This window comes from Rouxiella aceris (assembly GCF_012933545.1).
In the GTDB taxonomy this organism is placed as follows: Bacteria; Pseudomonadota; Gammaproteobacteria; order Enterobacterales; family Enterobacteriaceae; genus Rouxiella; species Rouxiella aceris.
Genome location: NZ_JAADJU010000004.1, coordinates 153897 through 172718 on the forward strand (window position 1 = coordinate 153897; position 18822 = coordinate 172718).

The window sequence follows — 18822 nt, forward strand, 5'->3', positions numbered from 1 at the left end:
GGCAACGCAGCCGCCTGGGGTAAGTGCCAAATTTTAAGCAGCCTGCACCGAAAAGTGCAGGCTTGAACATCGCATAAAAGGAATTAAGACTGCGGATCGGCGGGTTTTGGGGCAGGAATATGCATTGTCGTCTGTAATAATCCTTTTGATTTATTAAAGATTTTCATGCCATTTTCCCGACCGGCGCGTAAAGCTCGCTGCTGTTCCGCGGGCAATTTAAGTTCAGTCTGGCAGATTTCACTACAGCAACCGTCAAACTTGGCGGCACATGCCGGACACTGAATAAATAGCAAATGACAGCCGTCATTAAGACAGTTGGTGTGATTATCGCATTCAGCACCGCACTGATGACAATGGGCTATCACATCGTCGGAGATCCTTTCCCCCATGCGTTCGTCAAAGACAAAGTTTTTGCCTTTAAACTTAACCGGCAAACCCTGCTCTTTGGCGCGACGGGCATACTCGATAATGCCACCTTCAACGTGATACACATTTTTAAAACCGTTATGCAGCATATAGGCACTGGCCTTTTCGCAGCGGATACCGCCGGTGCAGTACATAACAATCTTCTTATCTTTATTTTCCTTGAGCATATCAACGGCCATCGGCAGTTGGTCGCGGAAGGTATCGGAAGGCACTTCAATCGCCTGGTCGAAATGCCCCACTTCATATTCGTAGTGATTGCGCATATCGACAAATAACGCATCGGGATCGTCAATCATCGCATTGACCTGTTCCGCCTTGAGGTATTCACCAACATTGGCAGGGTCAAAGGTATCATCGTCAATACCGTCGGCGACAATACGGTCGCGAACTTTCAACCGCAGTACCCAAAAGGATTTACCATCGTCCTCAAGGGCAATATTCAGGCGCACCTGGTCCAGTGCCGGATGGCTGGCAAAAAGCTGCTGTTTAAACGCGGCAAACTGACTTTGCGGCACACTGATTTGCGCATTGATGCCTTCTTTCGCCACATAAATGCGGCCAAATACGTTTAACTTAATCAGTTCGATATAAAGACTGTCACGAAACCCTTGCGGATCGTCGAGATGAAAATATTTGTAAAAAGAAACTGTGGTGCGTGGCTCGGTTTCGGCCAACATGCGCGCTTTCAGTTCCTCGTTAGAAATTCGGTTATGTAACACTGGCATGGTGTACTTTCCTGTCTTTCGCTGAGGTGATCAAAAATAAAAACGGCGCCATCATACATGAAACCACGGTGACGATTAAAGTAGCGATGGCGACATCTCTGGTTGCAAATTACAACGTCGAATTTTCGGCCCATACTCAACAATGGCGTAATCTGCCTGTAGGCATTGATTTATCTCTCTTCTTTGTATGGCCGCCATCGCAGATGGACGAGCCGGCAGAAGACTTACTGATTGAGGGCACTATGAGCAAGCTATTTGAAGGCATTCAACTCGGTTCTTTAACCTTAGCCAACCGCATAGTTATCGCACCTATGTGTCAATACTCGGCTGACGAAGGTAAAGCCACCTCCTGGCATCACGCACATTTGGGTCAGCTATCGTTTTCCGGTGCCGGCCTGTTGATCCTCGAAGCCACCGCAGTTGAAAAAGTGGGCCGCATCTCGCCACAGGATCTGGGATTGTGGAATGATGAAACCCAAAGCGCATTAGCCGGTCTGATGACCTCGTTGCGCGCCAACAGTGAGATGCCCATTGGCATTCAGTTAGGTCATGCCGGGCGTAAAGCCTCCTGCTACGCGCCGTGGCAAGGAGGAACACATATCAGCAGCCAACAGGGTGGCTGGCAGACCATTGCCCCCTCAGCCCTGGCTTTTGCCGACGGTGACCAGGCTCCTGAAGCCATGACCCTGGAAAGGATCGCACAGCTAAAACAGGCCTTTGTCGACAGCGCCAAACGTGCCGATCAGCTCGGCTTTGATTTGATTGAGTTGCACGGTGCCCACGGCTACCTGCTGCATCAGTTCCTTTCACCGCTCGCCAATCAGCGTGACGATCAGTACGGTGGCTCGCTGGAAAATCGTATGCGTCTGCTACTGGAGATTTTCCAGGAAGTACGTCAGGTATTTGCCGATCATAAACCGGTTGGCGTGCGCATTTCCGCCAGCGACTGGGTTGCCGGGGGCTGGGATCTTGAACAGTCCGTCGTACTGGCAAAAGCGCTGGAAAAACTGGGCTGTAGCTTTATTCACGTCTCCAGCGGCGGCTTGTCGCCACAACAAAAGATTGCCGTTGGACCGAATTATCAGGTCCCCTTTGCACAAGGCATCAAACAGGCGGTAGCGATGCCGGTTATTGCCGTCGGTTTGATCACTGAAGCGGAACAGGCCGAAGCCATTATTGGTACCGGCCAGGCGGATATGGTCGCCCTGGCACGCGGCATACTGTATGACCCACGCTGGCCATGGCACGCGGCGGCAAAATTGGGGGCAAAAGTTGCGGCACCAAAACAATACTGGCGCAGTGAACCTCATAATGTAAAAGGTCTGTTTAACGTGAAATAAGCCTCGCGCGATAACTTCCCCACTCTGCGATGACTATTTAATCAGGCTGCCAGCATCAGGCAGCCTGATTTTTCGCTGCCAGCAAAAGTAGCGATATGTGCGCATATTGCATTTTTATTGCATCCTGCGCCGCAGCCCGATTGACAAAACTCACTTCTTTTACAATATTCAAATCGTTGATGACGCTTGCCACTTAGCCTGCGGTGACAAAAAAGTCTGTCACACCGCAAACAGCGGCTAACGCCTAAACTTTAAACGTATCTGAGGGATTTATGGGCTGAAAACCTTAAAAATGAGGTTTTAATGCCTTCCTTTTTCACCTTGATAAAAAAAAGTGCCAAAATATATGACTTTGCTTTGGGAAATCGCGGCTGCAAAAATCAATTTACTGAGCGCGGAACATTCCCACGGCGGGCTACGAGTAGGCGGTAAGCCAATGAGCAAACACCGTCTAGACAGAGCTTATATTTTCCTACTTCAAACTATGACGCAGAGATTTTATGACTCAGGTTCCAACCTTTAACCGTTCATTACTGCACCCTCGTTACTGGCCGACCTGGATTGGTCTGGGATTGTTGTATCTGCTTGTGCAATTGCCTTACCCGCTGATCTATCGCTTAGGCTGCGGTATAGGGCGTTTCTCCATGCGTTTCTTAAAGCGCCGTTTCAACATCGCCCAACGCAATCTTGAATTATGCTTTCCCGATATGCCGCAGCAGCAGCGCGATCAGTTAGTGATAAAAAACTTTGAATCCGTCGGCATGGGCCTGTTTGAAACCGGTATGGCCTGGTTCTGGCCTGACTGGCGTATTGAGCGCTGGTTTAAAGTCAGCGGACTCGAGCATATCCAACGGGCTCGCGATAATCAGCAAGGTGTGTTGTTGATTGGTGTGCATTTTCTGACGCTGGAGCTGGGAGCGCGCATCTTTGGCATCCATAATCCTGGTGTCGGGGTCTATCGCCCACATGACAACAAACTGATGGACTGGATACAAACCAAGGGACGGATGCGCTCCAATAAGGCGATGCTTGACCGCAAAGACCTGAAAGGCATGATCCGCAGCCTGAAACAGGGGGATATCATCTGGTATGCGCCGGATCATGATTATGGCCCGCGCAGCAGCGTGTTTGTGCCGTTTTTTGCCGTGGATAAAGCTGCCACCACCACCGGGACCTATCTGCTGGCGCGAATGGGTAAACCGGCGATTATGCCTTTTACGCCACGTCGTCTGCCGGGCGGCAAAGGCTACGAACTGCTGATCCATCCGGCGGTAGAAAACTTCCCGCTGGATAATGAAGTGGTGGCTGCGGCCCATATGAATAAAGTGGTGGAGGATGAGATCAAACTCGCGCCCGAACAATATATGTGGCTACATCGCCGCTTTAAAACCCGTCCCAAAGGTGAACCTTCGCTTTACTGATGCGGCTAATGTTTCTGGCAAAACCGGATTGTGGGGATGCCAGAAGCTATCTGGTTCAAGCTGTTTGATTTGTTTAAACAGTTTTTTTGAAAGACTCCATCAAAGTTATCTGATTTCCACAGCCGCCTTTGCGGAGAATACTAGCCCTAATTTCTTAGCGTGATCTGTCTGCAATGTTGCAAGACACAAGTTTCACGCTATGTCGCTGCACGTATTCTCACAAAGGACATCACCATGTTGGCTAAATTGAACACCAGTTTTACACGCATTACCGATCATCCGGATTTTGGTAAACTATTGCTGCGGTTAACTTTTGGTATTCTGATTTTATTCCACGGCGTTGCCAAAATGGAAAACGGCGTCGGTTGGGTTGTTAAAATGCTCGAGGGGCACGGCTTGCCTGGCTTTATTGCCTACGGTGCCTATATTGGTGAAGTCGTCGCGCCATTGCTGATTATCCTGGGTATCTTTACTCGCCCGGCAGCGGCGGTGATCTCTTTCAACCTGATTGTGGCTGTTTTGCTGGTGGTCGGCGGTAAATTCTTTACCCTGACCGAAGTCGGCGCATGGGGATTAGAAAGCGAAGCCCTGTACTTCTTTGGCGGACTGGTGATTATGCTGCTCGGTAGCGGTCGTTATTCTGTGGTCAGCAACCCGGCGCTGCGTTAAACATTAACGCCGCTGTAACCAGCCAAAGCAGGTGAGGATAGCCATTCACCTGCTTGTTCTTTCCCGTCTTTTGTCTGTTTTTATCGCTTTATCCTGCTTTGAACCGCGATTTTATTTTCTGTAATAGATCAGTCACAATATTGAATTGGGTGATAATTGGGCGCATAATTACTCTGCTAACTTTTTATTTCTCGGCTCTGTCCCCTCAGTGGCACGGAGTAAATGGACCTCACTTATCGGTATTTTATGACTTCGGTTTCGGCATCGGATACGGCCCCCACTCCAATAAACTGGAAACGTAATCTTTTTATTGCCTGGATTGGTTGTTTTCTGACCGGCGCAGCCTTTAGCCTGATTATGCCTTTCCTGCCGCTGTATGTTGAAACCCTTGGCGTTACCGGCCATGAGTCACTGAATATGTGGTCAGGCCTGGTCTTCAGTATTACCTTCCTGTTTTCTGCCATTGCTTCCCCCTTCTGGGGTGGATTAGCCGATCGCAAAGGCAGAAAAATCATGTTATTGCGATCCGCTCTCGGCATGGCCATTGTGATGGCACTGATGGGGATGGCGCACAATATCTGGCAGTTTCTGGTGTTACGCGCCCTGCTGGGCCTGCTGGGCGGTTTTGTACCCAATGCCAATGCGCTGATCGCCACCCAAATCCCGCGTAACAAAAGTGGTTGGGCGCTGGGTACCTTATCCACCGGGGCGGTGAGCGGCGCGCTGATTGGCCCGCTGGTCGGCGGGATCCTCGCCGACAATTATGGGCTGCGACCGGTATTCTTTATTACCGCCAGCGTACTCTTTATCTGTTTTCTGATGACCCTCTACTTTATCCGTGAACAGTTTGTGCCGGTGAATAAAAAAGACGTGCTTAGCAGAAAGCAGGTTTTTGCTTCGCTCAAAGATCCCAAATTGGTGCTTTGTCTGTTTGTCAGTACCCTGATTATCCAGGTCGCCACCGGCTCCATTGCCCCTATTTTGACGCTCTATGTCCGCGAGCTGGCAGGTAACACGCAAAATCTGGCCTTTATCAGCGGCATGATTGCCTCGGTACCAGGGGTGGCGGCGCTGATGAGCGCGCCAAAACTGGGGAAACTGGGCGACAGAATCGGGCCAGAACGTATTTTGGTGGCGATGATGGGCGTATCGGTCCTGTTGCTGGTGCCGATGGCCTTTGTGCAAAACCCGCTACAGTTGGGGATACTGCGATTTTTGTTGGGTGCCGCCGACGGCGCTTTGCTACCCGCGGTACAAACTCTGCTGATTTATAACTGTACCAATCAGGTCGCTGGCCGAGTATTTAGCTATAACCAGTCGTTTCGTGATGTCGGCAATGTCACAGGTCCGCTACTGGGAGCCACGGTATCAGCCAGCTACGGCTTTCGTGCCGTATTTTGCGTTACCGCCTGCGTGGTGTTATTTAATGCTTTCTATTCCTACTGGTGTTTACAACGCCGCCCCAGCCAGTCGCTGGTAGAGTAACCTGCGCGTTATTCTGCTCGAACGACGTTAAGTCAAAAACGGTTACTTTTTGCCAGCCGCTTGCGGACCCTGCTCGGCCGCATCAGATACTTCCACGACAGAGACACGCACCTCATAATGCTTGCCCGCACTGGCTACCGGGATCACGGTGTTAAGTTTTTGCAGGGTATCGGTCGGATTATCACTGGCAACCGACGCACAGAACAGCTCACCTCCGTGGCAGAAACCGTGCATTGGCGGTGGCATCATTCCCATAGGCGGCATCGGTGGATGATGCGGCATATCTTCATCATCATGAAACGGCATATCTTGCTGGGAATGACTCATTGCCACCGGGTTGGAGGGCGCTTTCTGGCTGGAGTCTGCCGCCTGGCTGGCGACGCTGATTAATACCGCCATTGCGCACAGCGGTAAGCAGATACTACGGGTGGAAATTTTCATAACTACGGCCTTTTCAATAGAGTTCATCGCTACTTTGAGCCAGTAAAATCAGCGACGAAACCGCGTTTGCTAAACTTTTACCCTAATGATTCACCCCCTTTGCAAAGCTGTATATCTGCTGACACTTATGGCGGGGAATAGCGGCTACCAGTGCACAAAAATCATTGGCAATAACATAACCAACCTATAGGCTAAAAGCAGGTTAATCACAGGAAAACCGCTATTATGTCTAATCAGTATTGGCTTCAACCCACACGACTTGAGGGCGAAACAGTCAGCCTGCTCCCATTGCAGCCAGAACACGCAGAGGCTCTGCTGCATGCAGCTTCTGATGGCAAGCTTTGGCAACTGTGGTACACCTCGGTACCCAATCAGGATAACATCGACAATTACATCACTCAGGCGTTGGCCGATCAACAAGCAGGTCTGGCCTTACCCTTCGTCGTGGTGCATAACGCCACAAAACAGATCATTGGCACCACCCGTTTTTGTCATGCCGATAGTCAACAGCACCGCGTTGAAATTGGCTTCACCTGGTATGCCAAAAGTTTTCACAAGACAAAGGTCAATACCGAGTGCAAATATTTGCTACTGCGCCATGCATTTGAACAACTTGCCGCGATAGCTGTCGAGTTGCGAACACACTGGCATAACCATACTTCCCGGGCAGCAATTGCGCGTCTAGGAGCCAAACAAGACGGCGTGTTACGCAACCATCAAAAAAATAACGATGGGAGCTACCGTGATACCGTCGTTTTCTCCATCATTGACAGCGAATGGTTGATAGTAAAAAAAAGTCTACATTTTAAATTGCAACAGGCCTACCGCTAAAAAATCCGCAGGCTATCCCTGGATCTTATGGATAGCCTTGTTATTTTGCCCAACAGTCAGCGCTCTGATGTCTCTATATCTCGCCGTATCGCCTCCAGATACACAGACTTCCAGATGGCTAATATCCTTTCGGATTAACTTATGCTTTTTCGGTAATTGCCATTTAGTCCAACCTCGTGAAAAATCAGCTAATCAATTCATTTTGTGAATAAAAGCCTCACCAAAGGCATTCCGGAATTGTAATCCCGTAACCCTGTCTCAGACCAAATCCAGCCAGGCATCCCCTTCTACTCCCCGGACGCACGTTCCGTGACTGAGGAGGAAAGAGATGCCGCCGCGATCGGAAGAGATTAAGGGGGACAACCATGATGACTGCACAGGGTACTGATAATGAAACTCCTTTCCACCTCGTTACTGGCATTAAGCCTGTTCTCTGCTTCAGCCACCTTCGCCGCTACGTTGGCACCGGTGCCGCAAAGTATTGCTGACCATAAAGGTCCTATCCGCATTGCAGTGATCCGTAATCTCGGCTCCGACGATAACACCACGCAATTTGTCTCTGGGGTGGTTCAGGAAGGTCGCAAACTCGGCTTTCAGGTCAGCACCTTTCTAAGTAACGGTGACGATGCCAAATTCCAGGATTTCGTTAATCAGGCCATCAGCCAAAAATATGACGGTATTATTCTGTCTCAGGGACGGGATCCCTACTCCACCGACTTGCTGAAACGCATTAGCGCCAGCGGCATTGCAGTTTCAGTGTTTGATACTGCGGTGAACGGTACTATCCCTGGCGTCACCGTTAGCCAGCAGGATGATGCTTCGCTGACCGATCTCTCCTTTGGTCAGTTGGTAAAAGATCACAACGGTAAAGCCAATATCGTCAAGCTGTGGGTGGCTGGTTTCCCGCCGATGGAACGTCGCCAAACCGAATATAAAAAGTTGCTGCAATCGCAGCCAGGAATTCATGAGCTGGAATCCATTGGCGCCGTCTCTTCTGACGTGCAAGGGGATACAGCCAATAAAGTGGGCGCCATCCTCGCCAAATACCCGAAAGGCAAAATTGATGCGATCTGGGGCACCTGGGATGCTTTTAGCCAGGGTGCCTACAAGGCTCTGCAGGAGAATGGCCGTACAGAGATCAAACTCTACAGCATCGATATCTCCAATCAGGATTTAGCCTTGATGCGCGCAGCCAACAGCCCATGGAAGGTCAGCGTCGCGGTAGATCCCAAGCTGATTGGTGCCATCAACCTGCGTCTGGTTGCCAACAAGATTGCCGGTGAAAAAACCCCAGCCACCTATGAGTTTAAAGCGGCTTCTATTCCGCAGGCGCTGCTGGCAAGCAACCCGGATGCAGTCAACGTCGCCTCGCTAAGTAAAATCATCCCGGGCTGGGGTAAGTCAGATGACTTTATCGCCCCCTGGTTTGCCACCCTTGAAGCGCAGCACAGCAAAAAATAGGGCCACTGATGAGCGCAATCTCACTTCCTCAGCCGGAGTACAGCCGCAATATGCGGCTGATTGGTCATAGCGACCAGGGGGGTAAACCCGATGGCGTACAGGTTATGGTGCATCGCGGCTATGCCTATATTGGCCATATGGTGTCTCAGGGTTTTTCGATTGTTGATGTGCGCGATGCGAAAAACCCGCGCCCTGCCGGGTTTGTTGCTGCCCCACCGGGAACCTGGAACGTCCATTTACAGGCCCATGACGACCTGCTGTTGGTGATCAATGCCCGCGACCTGTTTGCCGATGTACGTTTTGCCGATGAAAAAGTCTATTACACCCGTTCCGTCAGCGACACAGTGCAAGGCAGCGCGCAGCGTGGCTGGAGCGCTGGCATGCGGGTATTTGATATCTCGACGCCGGATCGCCCCACCGAGATCGGTTTTCTGGCACTGGAAGGCATCGGCGTGCATCGAATTTGGTATGTCGGCGGACGCTGGGCCTATGTTTCAGCGCTGATTGATGGCTACAGCGATTATATTTTCCTCACCATCGATCTGGCCGATCCGCGGCATCCGCAGGTTGCCGGAAAATGGTGGCTGCCGGGAATGCACACGGTCGCAGGAGAAACGCCGAGCTGGCCAGAAGGCAAACGCTATGCGTTGCATCACGCCATTATCAGCGGTGATACCGCCTATGCCAGCTGGCGCGATGGCGGCCTGACGCTGTTGGATATTAAAGATCGCCATGCGCCGCAACTGATCTCGCACCGCAACTGGAGTCCTCCTTTTGGCGGCGGGACCCATACGGCGCTGCCGTTGCCGGACCGTGATTTGCTGGTAGTGCTGGATGAAGCGGTGCTCGATAACCAGGAGGATGGTGAAAAGCTGATCTGGCTGTTTGACGTGCGTGAACCTGCCAACCCAGTGAGTATTGCCACCTTCCCGCAGCCCGCAGAGCGCGACTATGTCAGCAAGGGTGCGCATTTTGGCCCGCATAACCTGCATGAAAACCGCCCGGGAAGTTTTGTTAGCTCGACGCTGATTTTTGCCACTTACCAAAATGCCGGGGTGCGAGCCTACGATATCAGCAACCCCTATCAGCCTAAAGAAACCGGTGCACTGGTTCCGGCGGCACCGGCACAAATGATCGATAAACGCCCGGGGCGCCCGCAAGTGATCCAGTCTTGCGACGTATTTGTTGATGCACAAGGCATTATCTACAGCACCGACTATAACGGCGGTCTGTCGATTATCGAATATCTCGGTTAGGTTTTTCCGATCTGAACCTCTGCACTGGCAACAGTGCAGACTTCAATCTCCCCCCTTCTGAAATCACAAACTATTTTTACACCGCTTAACCTTGCCTTCGCCAATCTTCGTCTATTATTTGCTAAAAACACCGCAACCCGAGTTTAAGGAGGAAATATGTCAATGTATGCCACGCTGGAAGAGGCGGTAGATGCCGCACGGGAGGAGTTCCTGGAAAAAGTTGCCGAGACGTCGGACGACGATGCGCCTTCAGTCACCCAGTTCAATCTGCAAAAATATATCATGCAGGATGGTGACATTATGTGGGAGGCCGAATTTACTGCCGAAGAAGGCGAACACAGCGAAGGACTGAGTTTTTTAAGCGGTGAAGCAGCGCAGGCCGTGTTTGAGGATGATTTTGACAAACAGGAACTGCTTGAAGAGTGGCTGGATGAAAATACGCTTTACGAGTGGGATGAAGGCGACTATCAGTTGGAACCGCCACTCAATAGCGAAGAAGGTGCAGCCGCGGCTGAAGAGTGGGATGACGAGGACGATTATCCCGGGCGAGATGACTAAATGACGTTTTGCGCTTATCAGTAGCAGAAATCAGTCATAAGGTCCGTGGCGGGCATCAATAGGCAACATAAAGGTATCGACAATCATCGACAATGGTACATCGATAACCGTTACATACCGCCACGGGCCGTCACGCAGATCCCAGCGCACGCCAGGATAATATTGATTACCATGGCCCTGTCCGGGAACAGTACGACTAATAATGCTGCCACAGCCGGATAACGTCATCAACGCCACACCGAGCAGTGCTACCCGCAAAATAAACCCCTTGTTCACACCCACCAACCCATAAATTAATTACCTCGCAATACAGGGAGTTTAACACAGTCAGCCATAGGGCCGTCGTTAAGCTAACGTAAACCTTTCGGCCCCTTATCTTGGCTTTACCAAAACTTACACAACAAAACACTGGCAATGCCTGCCGTTTATGAATTATTGACTGTAGCGGGAATATAATGCCGATGAGGGACTTATTGAATAACAATCATTGCCAATTCAATATAACTATCATTATCAACCAGTTATTAATAGTGACTGCATCCTGACCTTAAAGGAAACGGCATGGCACCAGAAATTTTCTCCGTTTGTCTGTTTATTGCCTCCGTAGCCCTGTGTAGCTGGAAGGCTGAGCGGCACTCTTTTTGGAATACGCTAATCCTGCTGCTTTCCACACTGTTTTTACTGCTCAGTGCCATCTGGGTAGCCAGCAATTATTTCACCGGTGAAGGCGTCAATGATGAAGTCCTGTTTACCATAACCAACAGTTTACGCGGCGCAGGCATCAGGAAATATATGGTGCCCGCCCTTGCCTTGCTCGGGCTGCTGCTGCTGATTTTCGGCATCTTGTTCTGGCTGATTTTCCATAATAAGCACAGCAATCGCAAAGTGGTCTATAACTATGTGGCCCTGGTCCTGTCGCTGCTGGCCATCGGCACCGCCCCGGCCACCACCCAGCTTTATCGCCTGACCACCACCCAGTATGCCGATGATAAATCGGATTTTAATACCAACTATAAAGATGCCGTCAAAACCATCAGCGGCAAGAAACTCAATCTGGTTTATATTTTTGGCGAAAGCCTGGAGCGTACCTATTTTGATCAGGAGGTGTTCCCGGATCTGGCACCAGAACTTAATGCCATCAAGCAAGAATCCATCGATTTTAGTAATACCATCCAGATCCCCGGTGCTGAAAACACCATTTCCGGTATGGTATCGGCACTATGCGGAATTCCGCTGTTTGCTCCCTTTGACAATAACGCCTCCAGCTCACTCTCAACCTTTTACCCGCGTAGCATCTGCCTTGGCGATGTATTAAAAGCCTCGGGCTATAGCAACTATTTCTTCCAGGGTGCCAAACTGGCCTTTGCCGGCAAAGAGCTGCTGCTGAAATCTCACGGTATCGACAACCTCTACGGTTATGATGAACTCAAACCGCTGGTCAAGGATCCGAAGTATAAAAATGAGTGGGGTTGGTATGACGACACCACGCTGGACTTTGTTTATAACAAGTTTGAACAGTTGTCGAAAGCCGGTGCCCCCTTCTCGATATTTGCCTTGACCGTAGATACCCATCATCCCGATGGCTATATCGACGCCACCTGCAACAGAAAGTCCTATCTCTATGATAATAAAGCTAATCAGTCTCTAAGCGCGGTCGCCTGTAGCCAAGAGCAGGTGGCGAAATTGATCAACAAAATCAAAGCCTCACCCTATTTTAAAAATACGGTGATCGTCGTCTCTTCAGACCATCTGGCGATGAATAATAGTGCTTACTCGATACTGACCAGGCAAGATCGGCGGGATCTGTTCTTTGTGCTGCGCGGTGACGGCGAAAACAATCAGGTTATTGATCAAAAAAGAACCACCATGGACAACGGCGCTACCGTGCTGGATATACTGGGTGGCGATAACTTTATTGGCCTCGGCCGTAGCAGCCTGTCGAGTGAATCGCTGGCCAATAATTATCGCGATATCCGTCGCCATACGCTGCGCTGGAAACCGGCAATTATCAAGATGTGGGATTTTCCCAATACTATCTCGGATTACGTTTTGCATACCGACAGTAAAATGCTCACCTTCTCCGGCACGTCCTTCAAGTACCCGCTAATTTTACGTCTCAACGACGGCAGAATTGACCCGATGTTTGATGTCTACTTATCAGATTCTTTGGAAAAACAACTCTCTACGTTGGATGCAAATGAAAAGTTTGTCTGGATCGATAGCTGTAGCAAAATGGGTAATATCTGGGATGCGGCGTTGAAAACCGTCAATAATACCTGCGTCGCCAGCGGCAGTCTGGCTACCCGGCCGCATATTGTTGAAGCCGATCGCGACCTCTATCGCAACAAGGTGGTGTTTGATGGCTTGCCCAAGGTAGATGACGACACCTATCAGGCAACGGTAAAAAAACTGGGTGCCGTAGTCGATGCCCCGGCCACTGAATAGGGGCCAATAAAAAACGGGCAGTTTGCCTTATGCAAGCTGCCCGTTTGTTTTATTTACCCTTAATCACCTACGGCAATTAAGCGTGTTTCACTTCCAGTGTTTGCGTATCAGGAAAAGCCTGCACATTGCGTGGCAACTCTGAGTAGTAGGTTCTCCACTCATGTTGGTCTGGTTGAGTCCAGACCGCCGAGTGCAGTCGGGCCATCACCACCGGGTCGCTCAGCAGGATCAGACGATCGGCTTTACCGAGGCTTTTTGGTCCACTCTGCAAGGCTTTGGCCAGCAATACCTGACGTCCATTCTCAATACCCTGGCGTAGCAGGTGACGTGAGGTCGCCATACCCGTTGCCAGCGCATTAAAGGTCGGATCAACCACCGCGTGCATAAAGCCGTTTTTCAACGCACGTTGGCGGTTAAGTGCCAGATACTCTTCGGTTGCCACCAGTTCACGCGGCGGCTCGTACTCTTCCGGTATCAGGAACAGTTTAGCCGCTTTGCTCTTGATCCCCAGCGTTGCACGGCTGGAAAGCACCGATACAATCGGCGACAGGATCAGTGAGAAGACAATGGGTGCCAGCCACCACAGGAAACGCAGATCCAGCCAGGCCATACCACCGGCCCACACCAGACCAAGCAGCATTTGTGAACCATGACGGCGGATAGATTCGCTCCATGGCGTATCGTCATCATCACGCTGCGGTGAATTCCAGACCACTTCCCAGCCAAGGAATGCACTGACGACGAAGACGGTATGGAACAGCATACGCACCGGGGCCAGCAACACTGAGAACAGCATTTCCAGCAGCATCGATGCCAGCAGACGTAATGCCCCACCATACTGTTTTGCGCCTTTGGCCCAAATTAGCACCACGCTCAACAGTTTAGGCAAGAACAGCAGTACCATGGTCGTCGAGAACAACGCAATCGCCAGCTCAGGTCGCCACTGCGGCCATACTGGAAACAGCTGTCTTGGCTGCAGGAAGTATTGCGGTTCCATCAGCGTATGCACAACTTGCAGTGCCGTTGACAGGGCCAGGAACATAAACCACAGCGGTGCCGACAAATAGGACATCACACCGGTGAGGAACACCGCACGGTGAACCGGATGCATGCCTTTAACCAGGAACAGACGGAAGTTCATCAGGTTACCATGGCACCAGCGGCGGTCACGTTTCAGCTCATCAAGCAGGTTTGGGGGCAATTCTTCGTAGCTGCCCGGAAGATCATAGGCAATCCACACACCCCAACCTGCGCGGCGCATCAATGCAGCTTCAACAAAGTCGTGAGACAGAATCGAACCGGCAAAAGAACCTTCGCCCGGCAAAGGAGCCAATGCACAGTGTTCAATAAAGGGCTTAACGCGGATGATGGCGTTATGACCCCAATAATGCGACTCACCTAGCTGCCAATAGTGCAAACCGGCAGTAAACAGCGGTCCATAAACGCGGGTAGCAAATTGCTGACAACGGGCATACAGCGTGTCCATTCCCGACGCTTTGGGTGCTGACTGGATAATACCGGCGTTAGGATTGGCATCCATCAAACGTGCCAGACCGGTGAGACATTCACCGCTCATTACGCTGTCGGCGTCGAGGATCACCATATAGGCATATTCCCCGCCCCAGCGACGGCACCAGTCATCAATGTTACCACTCTTGCGTTTCACGCGACGACGGCGGCGGCGATAGAAGATGCGACCATGTCCTTCTACGTCACGGCAGACTTCCATCCAGGCTTTCTGCTCGGCGACACAGATATCGGGATCGTAGCTGTCACTCAGCACATAGATATCAAACTGATCGAGATCGCCGGTAGCTTTTACCGATTCATAGGTTGCACGCAGACCGGCAAATACCCGTTCAACGTCTTCATTACAAATCGGCATTATCAGCGCCGTACGATTGGCCGGATTGAGCGGTTCATTACCGGTAGTCGAGGCGGTGATGCTGTACTTGTCGCGACCAATCAGTAATTGCAAAAAGCCCATCAGCGCCGTCCAGAAGCCGGCGGATACCCAACAGAACAGAATGGCAAACAGCACCAGGATCCCGGTCTGCAGCACATAAGGCAGCAGTTGCAGTACTGATTGCAGCAAATCCTGGTTGAGCATATCGCCGGTATCGATCAACGACCAGCCCTGATAAGGCAGGATGGTTTTCATATACCAGGTGGCGATGGCAGTTTGCACCAACATCAATGCCAGCAAAATATAACGACGTATCGAACCCGCAGCACGCCATCTTTTCTCGGACTCAGGCATCTGAGAAGAGGTATAGCGACGGGAGATGGTCGCGCGACCCATCATTGAATCCCAAAAACGGCCTACCGGGTTGGTACGCCATACATCAGGAAACATACTGGAACGCTTGACCGGCGGCATTGCCTTAACCGTGCTGCGACCTTCGTTATCAACGGCAGACAAGCTGCCTTTCTCTTCGGCGTCTGGCCAACCCTGGGCAATACGCGCTTTGACAGAAAGCAGCGGTGCCTGAAGGTCGGCAACATCTACAGCCGCCGAAGTCTCACCGCCAAGGCGATGGTGGATAGAGGTAAAAGCCAGATCCTCAGCAGCCGGAAGCTGCTGAGAAAGTTCCCCTTTCTGAGTTTCAGTCAGGGGCAATGCCTCTACGTACTCTTGGAGAGAATGCGTTGTTTTATTCATTGGCAGGTAACTGATTGCTCCAGGTTTCGCTCAGTGTCTTGTCGCCATTGACCAAAGAAGCGCGCATTTCTACCGGCTTCTTGGGATCTTTTACTTTCAGACGCAGCGTTAAACGCCAGCCTTTGGTGACAGAATTATAGCGCACAGTGTTTTCAAGCAGGTCGGCGTTATCACCCATACTGACCTGAGAGGCTACCGGGGTATCAGACTTCAGTGACTTCAGCGCCGGGCCCACAAAATCGACCAGATAAGCGATGCTGCCATCTTGTTCACGCACCATATTCGACTGTTTCACATCGCCGGTAGAACGCATGGTCTGCGCAACCCATGAGGAGTCCGGTGAATGCAATTTGTCTTCATCGCGGGTGAAGTGCACACGATAATTGATATCGATCGGGGTTCCTGCCGCTGGCAACTGCTCAGGTGTCCAGAATGCCACGATATTATCGTTGGTTTCGTCAGCCGTTGGGATCTCGACCAGTTCTACCTTGCCTTTACCCCACTCGCCCTTAGGTTCTACCCAGGCGCTTGGACGCTGGTCATAGCGGTCATCAAGATCTTCGTATTCGGAGAAGTTGCGGCCACGCTGCAGCAAACCGAAGCCTTTCGGATTTTCCAGCGTAAAGGTGCTGACCGACAGATGTTTAGGATTATTCAGCGGACGCCAGATCCATTCACCATTACCGGCATGAATCGACAGACCGTCAGAGTCGTGCAGTGACGGACGATAGTTCATGACTGCCGACGGTTGGTTCTGACCAAACAGATACATACTGGTCAACGGTGCCAGACCCAGTTTGCCTACTTTATCGCGCAGATAAACTTTAGCCTGGATATCAACGGTAGCTTCGCGTCCCGGATAAACATCCAGACGGTAAGCACCGGTGGCACGCGGTGAATCGAGCAGTGCGTAGATCACCAGATGTTTTTCTTCCGGATTTGGTCGCTCAATCCAGAACTCGCGAAAACGAGGGAACTCTTCGCCAGAAGAGAGCGCGGTATCAATAGCCAAACCGCGTGCGGACAGACCATAAACCTGGCCTTTACCAATCAGACGAAAATAGCTGGCCCCGAGCACACTCATAATTTCATCATCTTTATCTGCTTTATTGATTGGATAAAGAACTTTGAAACCGGCGAAACCGAGGTTTTTGACGGCATCGGCATCGTGCTTGACGTTACCGAACTTGAAGTAATCAGGGTTGTACTTGATTTCCTGGACACCGTTGGCGGTCACTTCATTAATTTTGACCGGTGTGTCGAAATACATACCCTGATGATAGAACTCAAGCTTGAATGGAGTATTGAGATTATTCCAATACGCTTTCTCATGGTTGAATTGTATTTGTTGATAGTCCGCAAACTTCATGTCGCGGAATTGTGATGGCAAATTGCTTTTAGGCGCTTCGTAGCCTTTATCAGCGATAGCTTTAGCTTGCTTGGCAACGTCATCAATAGAAAAAGCCCAGGCAGATGAAGTGAACAAGGTCATCAACACTGCGGCACTCAGCAAACGGACTTTAGTCATATCTGGCCCTTTGGAAAAATTTTTACCCGGCACGTCCCCTCCTTTAAATGTGCTCAACTCATTTAGTCCATTTTAAGGAATAGTCGGAAATCCGACAACATGAGAGATGAATGGTCCATCCCGTTGATGAACCGTTTAAGCACATAGGAATACAAGGATATCAATTCGGAGTTAGTCCCGCTATGGAAACTTGTCTGAGTCTATAGTAGGGTTGCGACCCGCCGCAGCAAGGGGTTTACATAAGGCAAATTGCCATTAGGTAAATCGGCAGGCACACGTCAATGAATCGGTTGACGCGCAGTCAAGCGGCGGTGTCAGGATATTACTGCTAAACTGGATAAATATGAAACCACAAACTCAACCACGTGAGTTCTTTTTGGACTCAGTCCGAGCCTATTTGATGTTGCTCGGCATCCCATTTCATATCTCATTGATCTACTCAAGTCATATTTGGGCGGTGAACAGCGCCACGCCCTCAGAAGGCCTGACCATTTTCAATGACGTTATCCATGCCTTCCGGATGCAGGTTTTCTTTGTAATATCAGGCTACTTCTCGTATATGCTCTATGAGCGCTACGAGCGTCACCAGTGGCTGAAGGTGCGCCTGGAGCGGGTTGCCATCCCGCTGGCTACCGCCTTCCCGTTGATTACCTTGCCACAGCTGTTCTTTTTGGCCTATTTCACCGACAAGTTCTCCAACTGGAGTACGCTGGACTTTTATCAGAAGCTCAATATTACCGTTTGGGAGCTGGTATCCCATTTATGGTTCTTATTGACCCTGGTGATATTGACATCACTTTCCTTCTATTTATTCCGTGCGCTAAAAGAAAATAAGAATAGTCGGATTTTAAATGTTATTCGCGACGCCGATTCATTAGGAAAAATCTCAATATTATTTTTATTTTTCGGATTAATATACGCCGCCTTCAACCGCTCATTGTTTCTTTTTGCACCACAATTGTTAAGCAACGGTGCCTTTAACTTTATTGTCATGCAGACGCTGTTTTATCTGCCGTTCTTCTTTATCGGGGCCTGCACCTATAAGTTCGCCAGCCTGAAGAGCATGTTTCTCAAGCCCTCGGTTCCGGCTTGTGTGGTTTCTATCCTGTTATTTGCCGCCTATATGTTCAACCAGCACGTCAACACGCCGCAGCTCTACTCAATGGAGATTGATGCGATCATCACTTCGTTACTGGGGATTTTGATGGTCAACGTGGTGTTTTCATTCAGCCACTATGTGTTGAACTTCCAGTCGCCGATTATCACCTACCTGGTGAATGCGTCACTGTTTGTCTATCTGATCCACCATCCGTTAACGCTGATTTATGGTGCCTTTATTACTCCGCTGATCGCCAGCGACTGGGTGGGGTTCTGGTTGGGATTGGTATTTGTCTTCGGAATTGCGTTTGTGCTGTATGAAATCCATAAACACTTCCCGCTGCTGCGCTTCCTGTTTTCCGGCAAGTGGCAGTTTATGAAAAAAGAGAACGGCGACGGGCTTGCACAAGCCAATCGCCAGCAGACAGAGCGCTGAATAATCAGGTCTGTGCGGCAGAGAAAAGGTTGAGCCTGCC

At 50.5% G+C, this 18822-nt stretch carries 16 protein-coding genes; 10 read left to right on the forward strand and 6 right to left on the reverse strand.

Annotated elements, in window-relative coordinates:
• Positions 1 to 83: 83 nt before the first annotated feature.
• Positions 84 to 1151 carry an oxygen-dependent tRNA uridine(34) hydroxylase TrhO gene (trhO, locus tag GW590_RS08955; protein ID WP_169402682.1) on the reverse strand — a complete coding sequence of 356 codons (1068 nt, stop codon included), beginning with the start codon at positions 1149 to 1151 and terminating at the stop codon, positions 84 to 86.
• Positions 1152 to 1393: 242 nt separating this feature from the next.
• Here trhO and GW590_RS08960 point away from each other — a divergent pair, with 242 nt between their 5' ends.
• Entirely contained in the window at positions 1394 to 2491 is a 1098-nt protein-coding gene (locus tag GW590_RS08960) for an NADH:flavin oxidoreductase/NADH oxidase (RefSeq protein ID WP_169402937.1), read from the forward strand.
• Positions 2492 to 2546: 55 nt separating this feature from the next.
• Here the strand turns inward: GW590_RS08960 and GW590_RS08965 are convergent, their stop codons facing one another.
• Positions 2547 to 2684: a hypothetical protein gene (locus tag GW590_RS08965; RefSeq protein WP_169402683.1), complete on the reverse strand. Its 138-nt coding sequence runs from the start codon at positions 2682 to 2684 to the stop codon at positions 2547 to 2549.
• 307 nt (positions 2685 to 2991) lie between these two features.
• Between GW590_RS08965 and GW590_RS08970 the strand changes: the two genes are divergently transcribed.
• The 3 genes from GW590_RS08970 to mdtG all read left to right on the forward strand — a co-directional run bounded on the left by GW590_RS08970 (position 2992) and on the right by mdtG (position 6066).
• The gene (locus GW590_RS08970) at positions 2992 to 3912 is read left to right on the forward strand and encodes a Kdo(2)-lipid IV(A) acyltransferase (protein WP_169402684.1); all 921 of its coding nucleotides are present in this window, start codon (positions 2992 to 2994) and stop codon (positions 3910 to 3912) included.
• A gap of 234 nt (positions 3913 to 4146) precedes the next feature.
• Positions 4147 to 4581 (forward strand): DoxX family protein, encoded by a 435-nt coding sequence (locus GW590_RS08975; protein WP_169402685.1) that lies wholly within the window; start codon positions 4147 to 4149, stop codon positions 4579 to 4581.
• 246 nt (positions 4582 to 4827) lie between these two features.
• Positions 4828 to 6066 carry a multidrug efflux MFS transporter MdtG gene (mdtG, locus tag GW590_RS08980; protein ID WP_169402938.1) on the forward strand — a complete coding sequence of 413 codons (1239 nt, stop codon included), beginning with the start codon at positions 4828 to 4830 and terminating at the stop codon, positions 6064 to 6066.
• Between the two features lie 42 nt (positions 6067 to 6108).
• On the opposite strand, the gene GW590_RS08985 is transcribed toward mdtG, so the two are convergent.
• Positions 6109 to 6507, reverse strand: coding sequence for a hypothetical protein (locus GW590_RS08985; RefSeq protein WP_169402686.1), 399 nt, complete (start codon positions 6505 to 6507; stop codon positions 6109 to 6111).
• A gap of 225 nt (positions 6508 to 6732) precedes the next feature.
• Here GW590_RS08985 and GW590_RS08990 point away from each other — a divergent pair, with 225 nt between their 5' ends.
• The 4 genes from GW590_RS08990 (at position 6733) to GW590_RS09005 (ending at position 10613) form a co-directional block, all read left to right on the forward strand.
• Positions 6733 to 7338: a GNAT family N-acetyltransferase gene (locus tag GW590_RS08990; protein WP_169402687.1), complete on the forward strand. Its 606-nt coding sequence runs from the start codon at positions 6733 to 6735 to the stop codon at positions 7336 to 7338.
• A gap of 390 nt (positions 7339 to 7728) precedes the next feature.
• Complete coding sequence (locus GW590_RS08995; RefSeq protein WP_169402688.1) at positions 7729 to 8799, forward strand: sugar ABC transporter substrate-binding protein; 1071 nt, start codon at positions 7729 to 7731, stop codon at positions 8797 to 8799.
• A gap of 8 nt (positions 8800 to 8807) precedes the next feature.
• Positions 8808 to 10055 carry an LVIVD repeat-containing protein gene (locus GW590_RS09000; protein ID WP_169402689.1) on the forward strand — a complete coding sequence of 416 codons (1248 nt, stop codon included), beginning with the start codon at positions 8808 to 8810 and terminating at the stop codon, positions 10053 to 10055.
• A 156-nt stretch (positions 10056 to 10211) separates the two neighbouring features.
• Positions 10212 to 10613: a MysB family protein gene (locus GW590_RS09005; RefSeq protein ID WP_169402690.1), complete on the forward strand. Its 402-nt coding sequence runs from the start codon at positions 10212 to 10214 to the stop codon at positions 10611 to 10613.
• A gap of 30 nt (positions 10614 to 10643) precedes the next feature.
• On the opposite strand, the gene GW590_RS09010 is transcribed toward GW590_RS09005, so the two are convergent.
• Entirely contained in the window at positions 10644 to 10889 is a 246-nt protein-coding gene (locus GW590_RS09010; RefSeq protein ID WP_169402691.1) for a YceK/YidQ family lipoprotein, read from the reverse strand.
• A gap of 285 nt (positions 10890 to 11174) precedes the next feature.
• Here GW590_RS09010 and opgB point away from each other — a divergent pair, with 285 nt between their 5' ends.
• Entirely contained in the window at positions 11175 to 13058 is a 1884-nt protein-coding gene (opgB, locus tag GW590_RS09015) for a phosphatidylglycerol--membrane-oligosaccharide glycerophosphotransferase (RefSeq protein WP_169402692.1), read from the forward strand.
• 76 nt (positions 13059 to 13134) lie between these two features.
• On the opposite strand, the gene mdoH is transcribed toward opgB, so the two are convergent.
• On the reverse strand, positions 13135 to 15720 hold the full coding sequence (gene mdoH / locus GW590_RS09020) for a glucans biosynthesis glucosyltransferase MdoH (RefSeq protein WP_169402693.1): 2586 nt from the start codon (positions 15718 to 15720) through the stop codon (positions 13135 to 13137).
• Positions 15713 to 17248, reverse strand: coding sequence for a glucan biosynthesis protein G (locus GW590_RS09025; RefSeq protein ID WP_169402694.1), 1536 nt, complete (start codon positions 17246 to 17248; stop codon positions 15713 to 15715). The genes mdoH and GW590_RS09025 overlap by 8 nt, the downstream gene beginning before the upstream one ends.
• Before the next feature lie 343 nt (positions 17249 to 17591).
• Between GW590_RS09025 and mdoC the strand changes: the two genes are divergently transcribed.
• On the forward strand, positions 17592 to 18782 hold the full coding sequence (gene mdoC, locus GW590_RS09030) for a glucans biosynthesis protein MdoC (RefSeq protein ID WP_169402695.1): 1191 nt from the start codon (positions 17592 to 17594) through the stop codon (positions 18780 to 18782).
• Positions 18783 to 18822 lie beyond the last annotated feature (40 nt).

What these genes read in the sequence shown, in the direction of transcription:
- trhO (WP_169402682.1), bottom strand. Translation starts at nt 1,151, where the DNA reads ATGCCAGTGTTACATAACCGAATTTCTAACGAGGAACTGAAAGCGCGC.
- GW590_RS08960 (WP_169402937.1), top strand. Translation starts at nt 1,394, where the DNA reads ATGAGCAAGCTATTTGAAGGCATTCAACTCGGTTCTTTAACCTTAGCC.
- GW590_RS08970 (WP_169402684.1), top strand. Translation starts at nt 2,992, where the DNA reads ATGACTCAGGTTCCAACCTTTAACCGTTCATTACTGCACCCTCGTTAC.
- GW590_RS08975 (WP_169402685.1), top strand. Translation starts at nt 4,147, where the DNA reads ATGTTGGCTAAATTGAACACCAGTTTTACACGCATTACCGATCATCCG.
- mdtG (WP_169402938.1), top strand. Translation starts at nt 4,828, where the DNA reads ATGACTTCGGTTTCGGCATCGGATACGGCCCCCACTCCAATAAACTGG.
- GW590_RS08985 (WP_169402686.1), bottom strand. Translation starts at nt 6,507, where the DNA reads ATGAAAATTTCCACCCGTAGTATCTGCTTACCGCTGTGCGCAATGGCG.
- GW590_RS08990 (WP_169402687.1), top strand. Translation starts at nt 6,733, where the DNA reads ATGTCTAATCAGTATTGGCTTCAACCCACACGACTTGAGGGCGAAACA.
- GW590_RS08995 (WP_169402688.1), top strand. Translation starts at nt 7,729, where the DNA reads ATGAAACTCCTTTCCACCTCGTTACTGGCATTAAGCCTGTTCTCTGCT.
- GW590_RS09000 (WP_169402689.1), top strand. Translation starts at nt 8,808, where the DNA reads ATGAGCGCAATCTCACTTCCTCAGCCGGAGTACAGCCGCAATATGCGG.
- GW590_RS09005 (WP_169402690.1), top strand. Translation starts at nt 10,212, where the DNA reads ATGTCAATGTATGCCACGCTGGAAGAGGCGGTAGATGCCGCACGGGAG.
- opgB (WP_169402692.1), top strand. Translation starts at nt 11,175, where the DNA reads ATGGCACCAGAAATTTTCTCCGTTTGTCTGTTTATTGCCTCCGTAGCC.
- mdoH (WP_169402693.1), bottom strand. Translation starts at nt 15,720, where the DNA reads ATGAATAAAACAACGCATTCTCTCCAAGAGTACGTAGAGGCATTGCCC.
- GW590_RS09025 (WP_169402694.1), bottom strand. Translation starts at nt 17,248, where the DNA reads ATGACTAAAGTCCGTTTGCTGAGTGCCGCAGTGTTGATGACCTTGTTC.
- mdoC (WP_169402695.1), top strand. Translation starts at nt 17,592, where the DNA reads ATGAAACCACAAACTCAACCACGTGAGTTCTTTTTGGACTCAGTCCGA.